15 protein-coding genes are annotated in these 13,381 nt (G+C 69.7%); 3 read left to right on the top strand and 12 right to left on the bottom strand.

Annotated features, from left to right (window positions below; translation table 11 throughout):
* Positions 1-41: 41 nt before the first annotated feature.
* The 5 genes from ACFY5A_RS03470 to ACFY5A_RS03450 form a co-directional block, all read right to left on the bottom strand.
* Positions 42-851 carry an HAD family hydrolase gene (locus ACFY5A_RS03470; RefSeq protein WP_387231811.1) on the bottom strand — a complete coding sequence of 270 codons (810 nt, stop codon included), beginning with the start codon at positions 849-851 and terminating at the stop codon, positions 42-44.
* Positions 852-1,001: 150 nt separating this feature from the next.
* Positions 1,002-1,847, bottom strand: coding sequence for an exodeoxyribonuclease III (locus ACFY5A_RS03465; protein ID WP_341941090.1), 846 nt, complete (start codon positions 1,845-1,847; stop codon positions 1,002-1,004).
* Between the two features lie 48 nt (positions 1,848-1,895).
* Entirely contained in the window at positions 1,896-4,067 is a 2,172-nt protein-coding gene (locus ACFY5A_RS03460) for a malate synthase G (protein WP_387231808.1), read from the bottom strand.
* Positions 4,064-4,495, bottom strand: coding sequence for a heme-binding protein (locus tag ACFY5A_RS03455; protein WP_341941093.1), 432 nt, complete (start codon positions 4,493-4,495; stop codon positions 4,064-4,066). The genes ACFY5A_RS03460 and ACFY5A_RS03455 overlap by 4 nt, the downstream gene beginning before the upstream one ends.
* Before the next feature lie 156 nt (positions 4,496-4,651).
* Positions 4,652-5,188 (bottom strand): YbhB/YbcL family Raf kinase inhibitor-like protein, encoded by a 537-nt coding sequence (locus tag ACFY5A_RS03450; protein ID WP_387231806.1) that lies wholly within the window; start codon positions 5,186-5,188, stop codon positions 4,652-4,654.
* Between the two features lie 104 nt (positions 5,189-5,292).
* Between ACFY5A_RS03450 and pyrE the strand changes: the two genes are divergently transcribed.
* The gene (pyrE, locus tag ACFY5A_RS03445; RefSeq protein WP_341941095.1) at positions 5,293-5,853 is read left to right on the top strand and encodes an orotate phosphoribosyltransferase; all 561 of its coding nucleotides are present in this window, start codon (positions 5,293-5,295) and stop codon (positions 5,851-5,853) included.
* Positions 5,850-6,752 (top strand): ROK family protein, encoded by a 903-nt coding sequence (locus ACFY5A_RS03440; RefSeq protein ID WP_387231804.1) that lies wholly within the window; start codon positions 5,850-5,852, stop codon positions 6,750-6,752. Before pyrE ends, ACFY5A_RS03440 begins: the two co-directional genes overlap by 4 nt.
* A 28-nt stretch (positions 6,753-6,780) precedes the next feature.
* Here ACFY5A_RS03440 and ACFY5A_RS03435 read toward each other — a convergent pair whose 3' ends face one another.
* Positions 6,781-7,125 (bottom strand): hypothetical protein, encoded by a 345-nt coding sequence (locus ACFY5A_RS03435; protein ID WP_387231802.1) that lies wholly within the window; start codon positions 7,123-7,125, stop codon positions 6,781-6,783.
* Between the two features lie 258 nt (positions 7,126-7,383).
* Here ACFY5A_RS03435 and ACFY5A_RS03430 point away from each other — a divergent pair, with 258 nt between their 5' ends.
* Positions 7,384-8,535, top strand: coding sequence for an anhydro-N-acetylmuramic acid kinase (locus tag ACFY5A_RS03430; RefSeq protein ID WP_387231800.1), 1,152 nt, complete (start codon positions 7,384-7,386; stop codon positions 8,533-8,535).
* Between the two features lie 15 nt (positions 8,536-8,550).
* Here ACFY5A_RS03430 and ACFY5A_RS03425 read toward each other — a convergent pair whose 3' ends face one another.
* The 6 genes from ACFY5A_RS03425 to ACFY5A_RS03400 all read right to left on the bottom strand — a co-directional run bounded on the left by ACFY5A_RS03425 (position 8,551) and on the right by ACFY5A_RS03400 (position 13,380).
* Complete coding sequence (locus tag ACFY5A_RS03425) at positions 8,551-8,715, bottom strand: hypothetical protein (RefSeq protein WP_181155886.1); 165 nt, start codon at positions 8,713-8,715, stop codon at positions 8,551-8,553.
* Positions 8,712-9,281, bottom strand: coding sequence for a YdeI family protein (locus ACFY5A_RS03420; RefSeq protein WP_387231798.1), 570 nt, complete (start codon positions 9,279-9,281; stop codon positions 8,712-8,714). The genes ACFY5A_RS03425 and ACFY5A_RS03420 overlap by 4 nt, the downstream gene beginning before the upstream one ends.
* A 3-nt stretch (positions 9,282-9,284) precedes the next feature.
* Entirely contained in the window at positions 9,285-10,097 is an 813-nt protein-coding gene (locus tag ACFY5A_RS03415; protein ID WP_105674326.1) for an HAD-IIA family hydrolase, read from the bottom strand.
* A gap of 165 nt (positions 10,098-10,262) precedes the next feature.
* The gene (locus ACFY5A_RS03410) at positions 10,263-12,329 is read right to left on the bottom strand and encodes a glycoside hydrolase family 10 protein (protein WP_387231796.1); all 2,067 of its coding nucleotides are present in this window, start codon (positions 12,327-12,329) and stop codon (positions 10,263-10,265) included.
* A 107-nt stretch (positions 12,330-12,436) separates the two neighbouring features.
* Positions 12,437-13,066, bottom strand: a complete 630-nt coding sequence (locus tag ACFY5A_RS03405; RefSeq protein ID WP_105674322.1) for a metal-dependent transcriptional regulator — start codon at positions 13,064-13,066, stop codon at positions 12,437-12,439.
* Between the two features lie 23 nt (positions 13,067-13,089).
* On the bottom strand, positions 13,090-13,380 hold the full coding sequence (locus ACFY5A_RS03400) for a hypothetical protein (protein WP_387231794.1): 291 nt from the start codon (positions 13,378-13,380) through the stop codon (positions 13,090-13,092).
* Position 13,381 lies beyond the last annotated feature (1 nt).

The following is a 13,381-nucleotide window of genomic DNA, read 5'->3' as shown; positions in this document are numbered from 1 at the left end:
GACGTGCCTTCTCGATGACGCGTGCGGATGCTCGGCTGCCCTCAGCCGAGCATCCGCTCGATCACCCGCGCCACCCCGTCGTCGTCGTTGGATCGTGCGACCTCGTCTGCTGCGTCTCGCACGACATCGTCAGCCCCGGCCATCGCGACCCCGTGGCCGGCCCAGCGGAGCATCTCGACGTCGTTGAGCGCGTCGCCGAAGGCGATGACGTCGGACCGTGCGACGCCGAGATGTGAGCACAGGCGCGCGAGCCCCGTGGCCTTGGTCACGCCCTCGGCCATGACCTCGACGAAAGGGGCACCCGACAGTGTGGCCTCGAAGCCGCTCAGCCCGAGGTCGCGGAGGGTGTCGTACAGCACGGTCGGCGTGAGTTCGGGATGCCGGATCACGAGCTTGAGCGTCGGCGCAGCCAGGACATGGTCGAGCGGCACCCCGCCCATCGTGAGAGGGTCACGCTTGTGGTCGGAGTAGTCGGCGACCTCCGCGTAGCCGTGCTGAGCGACGAAGGTCTCGCCGCCCTCGCGCACGCTGGCGAACAGCAGCCCGGGGATGCTGGACCGAAGAGCCTCCGCGAGCGTGCGGATCGTGTCGGGCGGCAGCTCCTCGGCGAACAGCATCCGTCCGTCGGCGAGATGGATCGCGTAGGCCCCGTTGCCGCACAGCGCCCAGCCGTCGAAGCCGGCGTCGGACGCGATGGCCCGCAGACCGATCGGCTGCCGGGCGGTCACGGGCACGACGTGGATGCCGCGGGCTCGGGCCGCATCGAGAGCCGCGCGCGTGCGCGGAGTGACCGCGGGCGAGGAGTCGAGCAGCGTGCCGTCGAGATCGGTCGCGATCAGTCGGATGGTCATGGACGTCCTTCCTGTCAGCGTGCGTCGTCTCTGCGTTTCGTCTCTGCGTTTCGTCTCGCTTCGCTCGCTCAACGACCGGGTTGCGAGTCTCGCTCATCGACCGGGTTGCGAGTCTCGCTCAACGACCGGTGTGAGCGACGACCGGGCGGGTCAGGAGAAGATCATCGGCAGGTCGCCGTCTTCATCGGCCGAGCCGAAGTCGAGGTCGACGACCACCGGGACGTGGTCGCTGGGCTGCTCGCCCTTGCGCTCGTCGCGGTGGATGGAGGCCCCGGTGACGGCATCCGCCAGGGTCTTCGATCCGAGGATGAAGTCGATGCGGATGCCCTCGTTGCGGGGGAACTTGAGGCGCTGGTAGTCCCAGTACGTGTACCCCTCAGGCAGCAGCGGCCGCACGACGTCGGAGACGCCGGCATCCGTCATCGCGAAGAACGCGTCGCGCTCCTGAGGGGAGACGTGCGTCGAGCGGCCCACGACGATGTCGGGGTCTCCGTTGTCGGCGTCGAAGGGGATGATGTTGAAGTCGCCCACGAGCGCCAGCGGCAGCGCCGGATTCGCCTGCAGCTCGGCGGCGGTGGACTTCTTCAGCTCCTCCAGCCAGTGCAGCTTGTAGGCGTAGTGCGGGTCGTCGAGCGCGCGTCCGTTGGGCACGTAGAGGCTCCACACGCGCACCCCGTCGACCATCACGCCGAGCGCGCGGGCTTCGAGCGGAGCATCCGGGCCCTCGTGCCCCTTCGCGAAACCGGGCATCCCGTCGAACGCCGTGCGGACGTCGGTGACGGGCAGGCGGCTCGCGATGGCGACGCCGTTCCACTGGTTCAGGCCGTGGACCTCGACGTGGTACCCGGCCTCTTCGAACGGCCCGTACGGGAACTGCTCGGGCTTGCACTTGATCTCCTGCATCGCCAGCACGTCGATGTCTTCGCGGACGGCGAATTCGACGGTGCGGGTGACGCGGGTGCGGATGGAGTTGACGTTCCAGGTGGCCAAGCGCATGAGAACAGCCTATGGGGGAGCGCCGACAATGACGGCACTCCCCGCGGCTCAGGCCTGCTCGGCCTTCTTCTCGCGACGCAGGCCGTGCAGCAGTGGCTCGGTGTAGCCGCTCGGCTGGGCGGCCCCCTCGACGATCAGGCGGCGGGCCGCCGTGAACGCGATGCCGGGCTCCGCGCCCTCGGCGAACGCCAGCGGCTCGTAGTTCGGGTCTCCGGCGTTCTGCGCGTCGACGACGGGCGCCAGTCGGCGCAGGCTGTCGTCGATCTGCTCCTCGGTGATCACGCCGTGGGTGAGCCAGTTGGCGAGCAGCTGGCTGGAGATCCTCAGCGTCGCGCGGTCCTCCATGAGGCCGACGCCGTTGATGTCCGGAACCTTCGAGACGCCGATGCCCTGATCGATCCACCGCACCACGTAGCCGAGGATCGACTGCACGTTGTTGTCGATCTCGTTCGCGACGATCTCCGGGGTGAGGTCGCCATCGCCCGCCAGCGGCGGGACCAGCAGGGCGTCCAGCGCGCTCTCGCCCACGGCGGGCAGCGTCGCGCGCACCGCGAACGCATCGACCCGGTGGTAGTGCAGGGCGTGCAGGGTCGCGGCGGTCGGAGACGGCACCCAGGCGGTGGATGCTCCGGACTGCGGGTGCGCGATCTTCTTCACGAGCATGTCGTGCATGAGGTCGGGCTCCGCCCACATGCCCTTGCCGATCTGCGCGCGCCCGTCGAGACCGGAGGCCAGGCCGATCGCCACGTTGCGGTCTTCGTAGGCCTTCATGAACGGCTGCGCCTTGATCGCTGCCTTCGGCAGGAACGGCCCGGCATGCAGCGAGGTGTGGATCTCGTCGCCGGTGCGGTCGAGGAATCCGGTGTTGATGAACACCACGCGATCGGATGCCGCGGCGATCGAGGCCGCGAGGTTCGCCGAGGTGCGACGCTCCTCGTCCATGATCCCGACCTTCATCGTGAGGGCGGGCAGCCCGAGCAGCTCCTCCACCCGGCCGAAGAGCTCGGCGGCGAAGGCGACCTCCTCCGGCCCGTGCATCTTGGGCTTCACGATGTACATCGACCCGGTGCGGGAGTTGCGTCCGGCATCCGCTCCCTCGAGCTCGGGGAGGGAGCCGAGCGCGGTCATGATCGCGTCGAGGATGCCCTCGAAGATGGGGCCTCCGTCGCGGTCCAGCACGGCATCCGTGCGCATGAGGTGACCGACGTTGCGGACGAACAGCACCGAGCGGCCGGGAAGCGTGACCTCGCCGCCGTCGGCGGTGCGATACGTGCGGTCGGCGGCGAGCGTCCTGGTGAACGTGCGTCCGCCCTTGGTGACGGTCTCGGACAGCGTGCCGTCCATGAAGCCGCGCCAGTTGCGGTAGCCGAGCGCCTTGTCGTCGGCGTCCACAGCGGCGACCGAGTCCTCCAGGTCGAGGATCGCGGTCAGAGCGGACTCCAGGATGATGTCCTGCACACCGGCGCCGTCGGTGCGGCCGATGCGTCCGTCGTGGTCGATCACGATCTCGGCGTGCAGGCCGTTGTGCACCAGCAGCACGGCGGAGGGCGCATCCGCGTCGCCGGTGTGCCCGACGAAGGCCGCAGGCGACGCCAGGCGACGATCACCGGATGCCGTCTGCACGATCAGTCCGTCGGCGTCGACGCGATAGCCGGTCGCATCGCGGTGCGAGCCGGTCTCCAGCGGGGCGATCTCGTCGAGGAGCTCGCGGCCGAACGAGACGACGGCGGCGGCGCGGGTGACGTTGAACTCCGCACCGGGCGCGAGGTCTCCGGTCTGATCGATCGCGTCGGTGCCGTACAGCGCGTCGTAGAGGGAGCCCCAGCGGGCGTTGGCGGCGTTGATCGCGAAGCGCGCGTTCAGGAGAGGGACGACCAGCTGAGGGCCGGCGATGGTCGCGATCTCGGGATCCACGTCCACCGTGGTGACCGCGACCTCGGACGGCACAGGAACCAGGTAGCCGATCTCCGTGAGGAGCGCGCGGTACGCATCGCGGTCGGGCACGCCGGGATTCGAGCGGTGGAACTCGTCGATGCGCTGCTGCAGTTCGTCGCGCGTGCGCAGGAGCGCGGCGTTGCGGGGGACGAGGTCGTGCACGATCGCACTCGCCCCGGACCAGAACGCATCGACGTCGCGTCCGGCATCGGAGAGCGACGCCTCGGCGAACTCCACGATCGGGGCGGCCACCGAGAGGTCGGCGCGGGTGAGGTACTCGGTCATGATTCCATTCCTTCTACTCGTGCGCCGAGGCGCCTCAGAGTCTCGAGTGCGATGTCCGCATCCTGGGCGGGGCTGCCGCCGGCGACGCCGAGCCCGCCGACGAGGTCGTCGCCGAAGAAGATCGGCACGCCTCCGTCGATCGTGGTCAGCGCTCCGCCCGTGCCCAGCGGCAGGGTCGTCGTGAGCGCGTCGGGGATCCGCCCGGTCCGACGGCGCGTGGACGCCGAGGTCGCGGCCTTGCGGCGGCTGGTCTCCGAGCTGTGCGGTGTCGCCCCGTCGGCCATGCCGTACGCGATCAGGGTCATCGATGGGTCGGCGACCGAGACCACGGTCTTCACTCCGTGCCGCTCACCGACCTCCATCGCGATGGACACGGCGCGCACGGCCGTCTCGTAGGTGATGGCGACGATCTGGCGGTGGGTAGACATCGGCGTCTCCTCGTGTCGGGCAGGTCGGGGCGTGCGTTCTGATTCTTCACATAGCGAATATTTGATTTCGCATGATGGAATCATATGACATGACACCGAGTCCTGTCCAGACGCGCGCCGCCCTGCAGCATCGCGTCGGGGGCGGATGCCGGTCGTTCAGCGCTCCGACGGGTCGGCCGTCCCCACGAGGACGCCCCGGGCCAGCGTGTGGAAGTGGCGGTGGAAGCCGAGGGTCCCCGGGGTCTCGTCGCCGGTGAGGTCGAGGTGATCGACATCGAGCGCGTCCACCACGAAGAAGTAGCGGTGCACTCCGGTGCCCGCAGGGGGAGCGGCGCCGATGAAGCGCTGCAGCCGGGCCTCGTTCGGCATGACCTTGGCGCGGGTCGGAAGGCTCGCCGCCGTCCCGTCGATCGAGTCGAGCTCGGTCAGATCGGCGGGGAGGTCGAAGGCCGCCCAGTGCCAGAACCCCGAGCCCGTCGGCGCATCGGGGTCGAAGCAGGAGATCGCGAGGCTCTTCGTCCCCGCAGGGGGAGTCGACCACTGCAGCCGCGGCGTGAGATCCGCGCCGCCGCGCTCCGACGACCAGGCGAAGACGGGCAGTGCGCCTCCGCCTACGAAGTCGGGGCTGGACAGTTCCAGGGCGGCGGTCGGACGCAGCTCGGCGAGGGCGGCATAGGGGTCGTATGCGAACACGGGGTCTCCTTCGAGTCGGTCACGGCCACGATAGGCGGATGCCGCCGGCGAATCCATACCCGCCGCATGCGGTTCTCGGCTCCGCTCCTTCTACACTGGATGCCGTGACCGCACTCGACGCAGACCGCCAGACACTTCTCGACCTGATCACGGACGAGGCGGTGTTCCACGGCGACTTCACCCTCTCCAGCGGCAAGAAGGCGACGTACTACGTCGACATGCGCAAGCTCACCCTCGATCACAGGGCCGCGCCCGCGATCGGCCGCATCATGCTCGATCTGATCGGCGACCTCGACGTCGTGGCGGTCGGCGGCCTGACCCTCGGCGCCGACCCGATCGCGAATTCGGTGCTGCACGCGTCGGTCGCCGCCGGAACGCCGCTCGACGCCTTCGTCGTGCGCAAGGAGCCCAAGGACCACGGCCGCGGCCGGCAGATCGAGGGCGCCGATGTCAAGGGCAAGCGCGTGGTCGTGCTGGAAGACACGTCGACCACCGGGCAGTCCGCGCTCAAGGCGGTCGAGGCGCTGCGCAAGGAGGGCGCCGAGATCGTGGCCGTCGCCGTCATCGTCGACCGCAAGACCGGTGCGCAGGCCGCGATCGAGGCCGAGGGCCTGGAGTGGCGCGCGGCGTTCGATCTCGACGACCTCGGACTCGACCCCCAGTGACTCGCTACGCGCTGGCCGTCGATGTCGGCGGCACGAAGATGGAGGCCGCCCTCGTCGGCGAGGACGGCACTCTGGTCGACGGCAGCCGCAGCCGTCAGGCGACGGGGCGAGAGGCCACGTTCGCCTCGCTCACGGATGCCGTCTCCGCGATCGTCTCGCATGCGCTCGCCGTACTCCCCGCAGGCGCCGAGCTCGTGGGCGCGGGCGTCGGCAGCGCCGGCCCCATCGACCGCGCAGCGGGGGCGATCATGCCGGTGAACATGCCGCTCGCCCGAGGCTTCGGACTCGCGGAGGCCGTGCACGTCGCGGCATCCCGAGTGCTCGGACGTGAGGTTCCGACCGTGCTCGGGCACGACGGAGGAGCGCTCGCGCTCGCCGAGTCGTGGCTGGGAGCGACCCAGGACGCTGGTGCGTCTCTGTCGATCGTGGTGTCGACCGGGGTGGGCGGAGGGTTCGTCGCGAACGGCGCGTACATCCCCGGGGCCACCGGCAACGCCGGCCACCTCGGTCAGGTGCGCCGCGAGGGCGGGCTCACGCTCGAGGAGATCGCCTCCGGGCCGGCGAGCGCCGCGTGGGCGCAGCAGCAGGGCTGGACCGGAGCGACCGGCGAAGACCTCGCCAGGGACGCCGCGGCCGGTGACGCCATCGCGCGCGCGGCGATCGAGCGCTCGGCGCGCGCCGTGGGCGAGGCGCTGGCGGATGCCGCGACCCTCGTCGACCTCGACACGATCGCGATCGGCGGAGGCTTCTCCCGCGTCTCCGCGGACTACATCGACCTCGTACAGCAGGCCCTCACCGCGAGCGCGGCACACGAGTACTCACGTCGCGCGCGGGTCGTGCGCTCGGGTCTCGGCGACGAGGGTCCGCTTATCGGCGCCGCGGCTCTCGTTCTGCGCTAGCGGCTCGCTCGCCGCCGACGGTTCCGGCTCAGCGGCCTGCGACGACGAGGTGCCGTGGCGGGCCTTCGAGGCGCGCGACGGCGATCTTCACCTCGACGACATCGCTCGCGAGCGCATCGATGCGTGCGGTGAGTGTGGTCTCGACGTCGTCGATGCGCGCGGTGAGTTTGGTTTCGACGTCGTCGATGCGGTCGGTGAGTTTGGTTTCGACGTCGTCGATGCGTGCGGTGAGCTTACTCTCGACGTCGTCGATGCGTGCGGTGAGTTTGCTCTCGACCCCGTCGATGCGGTCGGTGAGTTTGCTCTCGACCCCGTCGATGCGGCGGACGATCCATCCCGCGCCGGCGAACATGCTGGCGCCGATGCTCGCCACCGCACCTACGGCGCCGATGAGGACAGTCAGGGTGTCGAGGGACATCTTCGCCTCCGTTTCGAGATGGGTGGACGAGGACGAATCTACGGATCCGCGACTCCAGCATCCCTCCGTCTCGCGCCGTCGTCCACGATCTGGGGAGAGATCCGTCAGATCGATCGTTGAGGACGACAGGTCTCCTCGGCCGGCGGCGGACGATTCCGTACGCTCTCCTTACAAATTCGTCGTACCCTCGTAGAAGACCCCGGAAGGAAGCGCATGCGCGTACTCGGCCTGCTCTCTGGCACCTCTCATGACGGCATCGACGTCGCCGTCGTCGACTTCGCCGACGCAGACGGCGCGCTGCACGGCACCGTGCTGCACGAGGACAGCGTCCCGTACAGCCCCGACCTCCGTGCGCGACTCGTCGCCGCGCTCCCGCCGGCGCCCACCACGCTGGCGGAGGTGTGCGAGCTCGACACCCTGATCGGGCAGGAGTTCGCAGAGGTCGCGGCATCCGCTGCGGCATCCGTCGGCGGAGTCGACGCCGTGTGCACGCACGGCCAGACGGTCTTCCACTGGGTGGATGCCGGCCACGCCCTCGGCACCCTGCAGATCGGTCAGCCCGCCTGGATCGCAGAGCGCGTCGGGGCGCCGGTCGTCTCCGACGTGCGGATCCGCGACATCACCGCTGGCGGGCACGGCGCGCCCCTCGTGTCGTTCCTCGACGAGCTGCTCCTGCGCGGCCGCCCCGGCGTCTCGGCCGCCGTCAACCTCGGCGGCATCGCGAACATCACCATCACGGGGCCCTCGGGTCTCGTCGCCTACGACATCGGCCCCGCGAATGCTCTGGTCGATGCGGTCGTCGTCGCCGAGAGCTTGAACGAGCGCGGCTACGATGCGGATGCCGAGATCGCCCTCGCCGGCACGGTCGACGAGGCCCTCCTGTCGGCACTCCTCGATGATCCGTACTACGCGCTGCCCACCCCGAAGAGCACCGGCAAGGAGCACTTCCATCTCGACTACGTGCGTGCGCACGTCGGCGACAGAGACATCGCGGACGCCGATCTCGTGCGCACCCTCACGGAGCTGACCGTCCGCACCGTGGCGCACGATGTCAGTGCCGCGGGCATCGGCTACCTCGCGGTGTCGGGCGGCGGGTGCCACAACCCGCTGATCATGAGAGGCCTGCGCGACGCGCTGCCCGGAGTGGAGGTGGTCCTCGCGGACGAGCTCGGGGCATCGGCTGACAGCAAGGAGGCGATCCTCTTCGCACTGATCGGCTGGTGCACCATGCACGGGGTCGCCGCGGTGATCCCCGGCGGCACGGGAGCGCGGGAGCCGCGCATCCTCGGAACGATCACGCCGGGTGCGGGCCCGCTGCGGATGCCGGAGCCGGTCGCCCGCGTGGAGAGTCTGACCCTGAGCTGATCGGCTCGCTCCGGGTCAGCGTCGTCGGTCGTCGTCGTCCCAGGGGCCTTCCCACCAGCCGGCGCGGCCGTCGTCCGACCCTCCGCGTCGTCGTGACCGCGCGAACTGCACGATGATCACCACGAGCGAGGTCACGAGGATCAGTGTGACCACGAGGAACAGCAGATCGCTCTGATTCACGGTCGCCTCCCTTCTGCGGCATCGGCCACGATCTTCGCGATCCGGGCGCGACGGGTCTCGTCCCGCTTGGCCATCGCGATGTTCGTGAGCCCGAGCTTCTTCACCGACTTCGGGAACGCGTCCCAGTTCTCCCTGGCGGCGGGCACGGCGTCCAGCGCCTGGGTGAGCTCGGGCGGCTCGATCCCGGCCTCCGGGCCGTCGAGCACGCTCCACGAGCCGTTCGCCTTCGCCGCCTCCAGCACGCGGATGCCGGCCGGGGCGAGGAGTCCATCGGCCTCGAGCTCTGCGATGCGCGCCTTGTTCGTCGCCGCCCAGCCGCTCGACGGCCGCCGCGGAGAGAACCACTGGCCGACGGTCCGATCGTCGAAGGTCCGCACGGGCCCGTCGATCCAGCCGAAGCAGAGCGCCTGGCGCACCGCGTCCTCATAGCCGACGCCGACGTCGTTGTTGCCCCGCACGCTCAGCAGCCAGACGCCCGCCGCGCGCTCGTGGTTCTCCTGGAGCCACGCGCGCCAGACGACGGCATCGGCTGCGGTGACGCGCTCACCTTCGTCGAGGACGCCCATCGCTCACTTCTTCGTCTTGACCGTCGTGATCGTCTCGGTGATGCGCGGGAGCAGGTCGGCCACCGACTGCACGATCTCATCCGGACGGAACGGGTACTTCTCGATCTCGACCTGGTCGCTGATGCCCGTGAGCACCAGCACCGTGTGCAGCCCCGCCTCGATGCCGGCGACGACATCGGTGTCCATGCGGTCGCCGATCATGCCGGTGCGCTTGGAGTGCGCCCCGATCTTGTTCAGCGCCGAGCGGAACATCATGGGGTTCGGCTTGCCGACGACGTAGGGCTCCTTGCCCGTCGCCTTGGTGATGAGCGCGGCGATCGCGCCGGTCGCCGGGAGCGGTCCGTCGGCGCTGGGGCCCGTGGCATCGGGGTTCGTGACGATGAAGCGCGCACCGTCGTTGATGAGTCGGATCGCCTTGGTGATCGCCTCGAAGGAGTAGTTGCGCGTCTCGCCGACGACGACGAAGTCGGGGTTGGTCTCGGTCATGATGAACCCCGCGTCGTGCAGGGCGGTGAGGATGCCGGCCTCGCCGATCACGAAGGCGGACCCGCCGGGCAGCTGCTGCTTCAGGAAGTCGGCGGTCGCGAGGGCGGACGTCCAGATGCGGTCCTCCGGCACGTTCAGGCCGCTGGTGCGCAGCCGCGCGGAGAGGTCGCGGGCCGTGAAGATCGAGTTGTTGGTCAGCACGAGGTAGGGGATGCCGGAGCTCTCCCATCCGGCGAGCAGTTCTGACGCGCCCGGGATGGCGTCGTTCTCATGGACGAGCACGCCGTCCATGTCGGTGAGCCAGCATTCGATGTCGTCGCGTTGGGCCATGTGCACAGCCTATTGGGCGCGTGTGTCGCGCAGGTGACGAGGTCTGCCGCATCGGGTCGGGGGAGTGCGCGGCGCCCGATGGTCGAAGGCCGCCCTCCGGGGGAGCGGAGGACGGCCTTCGTCGGGGAGGTGCGACGGCGGGCCGGGGTCGGCCGTCGCACCGGCTCAGTCGGCCCTGTTGCGGCGGTGGCGGGCAGTGGCGGCGACCGCTGCGGCGGCGGCGCCGGCGGCGAGGAGTCCTCCGCCGATCAGCAGGGCAGCGGTGGGCGCGGTCCCACCCGTCGTCGCCAGAGCGCCGTCACGGGAGGGCGACGAACCGCCGGCGCCCGTCGCCGGGCCTGCGGGACCCGCGGGATTGACCGGGTCGACCGGGTCGACGGGGTCGACGGGGTCGATCGGATCCACCGGGGCGGCGGCGACGGGAAGGCTCTCCACCGCGGCGGCGTCCAGCGCGGTGACGACCCAGGTCTCCCCGGCGGCGGCCGCGACGGTCGGCGGAAGATCGTAGCCCAGCTCGGCGGACCCTCCGGCCCAGAACGTGTCCACGAGCGTGCCGCCGGTCGCGACGACCTGCGCGGGAGTCCCGGTGCCGCGGTAGATCGCGTACTGGCGCGCCTCCGCGGCATCCCCGGCCTTCCAGGTGATCCGACCGTCCTTCAGCGTCACGTCGGTCGGGGCGGCGACGACGCCGTCCGACAGCCAGGGCTTGGCGGGGACGATCGTCGGCCGCGCGAAGGCCTCGGACTTCAGCAGGGCGATCGCATCGTTCTTCGCCTGGTTGCGCGGCTGCTGATCGGCTGGGAGCGCGGCGACGGCGCTCGGCTTCATGTCGTTGTAGCTGAAGAGCACGCTGCCGTCGATCCCGTCGAGGGTCTGGTTGAACCGGATCTGGTTGGGGACCTCTTCGGGGTTCATCCATGCGGGGTCGAAGCCCCCGTTGCTCACGTGCTTGTACAGGGCGTGGCCGGTGTAGATCTGCGTGCGGCTGTCGGCGGTGGTGTTGCTCCACCACTGCGCGAGCTCTCCGTAGGGGGCGGCTGCCTGGTCGAAGCTCCAGTAGATCTGCGGGGTGAGGTAGTCGACGAGCTCGTTCTGCACCCAGCCGCGGGTGTCCGCGAAGATCGACTTGCTGTAGCTCTGGGACGAGCCGGTCGGGGTGTGCGACCCCGCGGGGTCGAGAGCGCTGTGCTCCCAGATCCCGAACGGGCTGACACCGAACTGCACGGCGGTGCCGTCCTGGTCGTTGTGGTCGTCGATCGCATCCCCGACCTCGGTGATCAGCGCCGTGACGTTGTCGCGTCGCCACTGCTCGACGCCGGCGACGGTGTCCGCGTAGCCGGCGGCCAGGCCGTACTGCTCGAACGTCGCCCTGTCCTCCCCGGCGTCGCCGAAGAACACGTTCGCTCCGTTGACGCTGATCCGATACGGATAGAAGTAGTCGTCGAAGTGGATCGCGTCGACGTCGTAGTTCGCGACGATCTCCGCCACGGATGCCGCGACGTAGTCCCGGACCTCCGGTCGCCCCGGATTCAGGAAGAGCTTCTCGTCGAACGACAGCACGAGGTCGGGGTGCTGCACGGCGAAGTTGTCATCGGCCAGGACTCCGGCCGCGTTGAGCGCGGCGATGTACTCGGTCGTCGTGAGCGCCTTGACCTGATCCGCCGTCAGCTTCAGCGCCGACAGGATGCTCGCCGCCGTCATCTTGGTGTTCGTCACGCGGTAGGGGTTGAGCCAGGCGTGGTACTCCATGCCGCGGGCGTGTGTCGCCTCGACCATCCGGGCCAGCGGGTCGTAGCCGGGGTCCGTGCCCTGGGCGCCCGAGACGAACTCGGACCAGGGGTTGATCTCCGAGGGGTAGTACGCATCGAGGAGCGGGCGCACCTGGAAGATCACGGCGTTCATGTTCCACGCCTCGAAGTCGTCGAGCACCGCGTCGTACTTCGCGTCGAAGTCGGCCGCGCTCGTCGGCTTGCCGAAGTTCAGGTTGCCGATCGTCGCGACCCACGCGCTGGAGAAGCGACGGTTCTCCGGGGTGAGGGCGGTGGGGACCGCGACCTGGGTGCCGGAGCCCGGATACGTGTACACCGGCTTGTCGCCGTAGCCGTACGTGCCGTCGGCGTTCTTGACGTAGGAGTAAAGGAGTTCCGTGTCGGGGGCTGCCGCCGCCATGGCAGCGGGCGCTCCGACCATCAGCAGCGCAGCTGTCGCGGCGACGAGGGGGCGTCTCTTCATCGAGTCCTCTTTCGAGCGGGGTGATAATTGTTTTCAGAGTCTTGCACAAAAGTGGAAACAATTGACACCCCCTGACCTGACGGTGCTCGGGGTTCTCGGGCGCGGTCTCAGGACGTGAGCCAGATCACATCGGCCGCGTGCGCGATCTCGGCCTCCGTGCCGTCGACGGAGAAGCCGCCGGCGGTCACCGACACCTCGACCCCCACCGCGACGCCCGCGGCCTCGACCGCGCGCAGGATCTCCGGGTCCTGGTCGCTCACCCGGAGGACGCGACCGACGTGGCCCTCGACGGCATCCGCGAGCAGGACGAACGGTTCGCGGATGACCGCGCCGTCGGCATCCGGGATCGCGTCGCCGTGCGGATCGAACCGCGGGCGTCCGAGCCGCGCATCGATGCCCTCGAGCAGCCGGTCGCTGATCGTGTGCTCGAGCACCTCGGCCTCGTCGTGGACCTCGTCCCAGCCGTAGCCGAACTCCCGCACCAGCCAGGTCTCGATCAGTCGGTGCCTGCGGATGATCGACAGGGCGCGTGCGGTGCCGGCATCGGTCAGCCGCACCGCTCCGTAGGGCACGTGCGAGACGAGGCCCGCCGCCGCGAGCTTCTTGACCATCTCGGTGACGGACGAGGGGGCGATCCCGAGCTTCGCGGCCAGCACCGACGGCGTGATGGGAGCATCCTGCCACTCGGTGTGCGCGTAGACGGTCTTCAGATAGTCGTCAGCTGCCGGGGATGCCACGGTCTCAGCCTACGCGTCGGCGGTCAGTTCGCGACGTCGACGAGGATGCCGAACGCGACCTGTCCGGCGAAGAACACCACGAGGAATCCGAGCAGTGCGGCCGCGAGCGACAGGCGTCCGTCGAAGCCCTCGATGTCGGCGATGCCGATCTTGCGCGCGCGGAACGCCAGCACGAGCGTCGCGATGCCGAGTCCGAGCTGCACCCACGGGCCGCCGACCGGGAGCGTCTTCGGGAAGGCGATGAGGAGTCCTCCGGTCAGGCCGGTCGCGATGCCGATCCAGGTGAGCAGGCGGACCTTGGCTTCGGCAGTCATG

Source organism: Microbacterium sp. NPDC012755 (assembly GCF_042901325.1).
In the GTDB taxonomy this organism is placed as follows: Bacteria; Actinomycetota; Actinomycetes; order Actinomycetales; family Microbacteriaceae; genus Microbacterium; species Microbacterium natoriense.
Note: the sequence above shows the minus strand (reverse complement) of the source record. Positions and strands in the feature narration are given on the sequence as shown.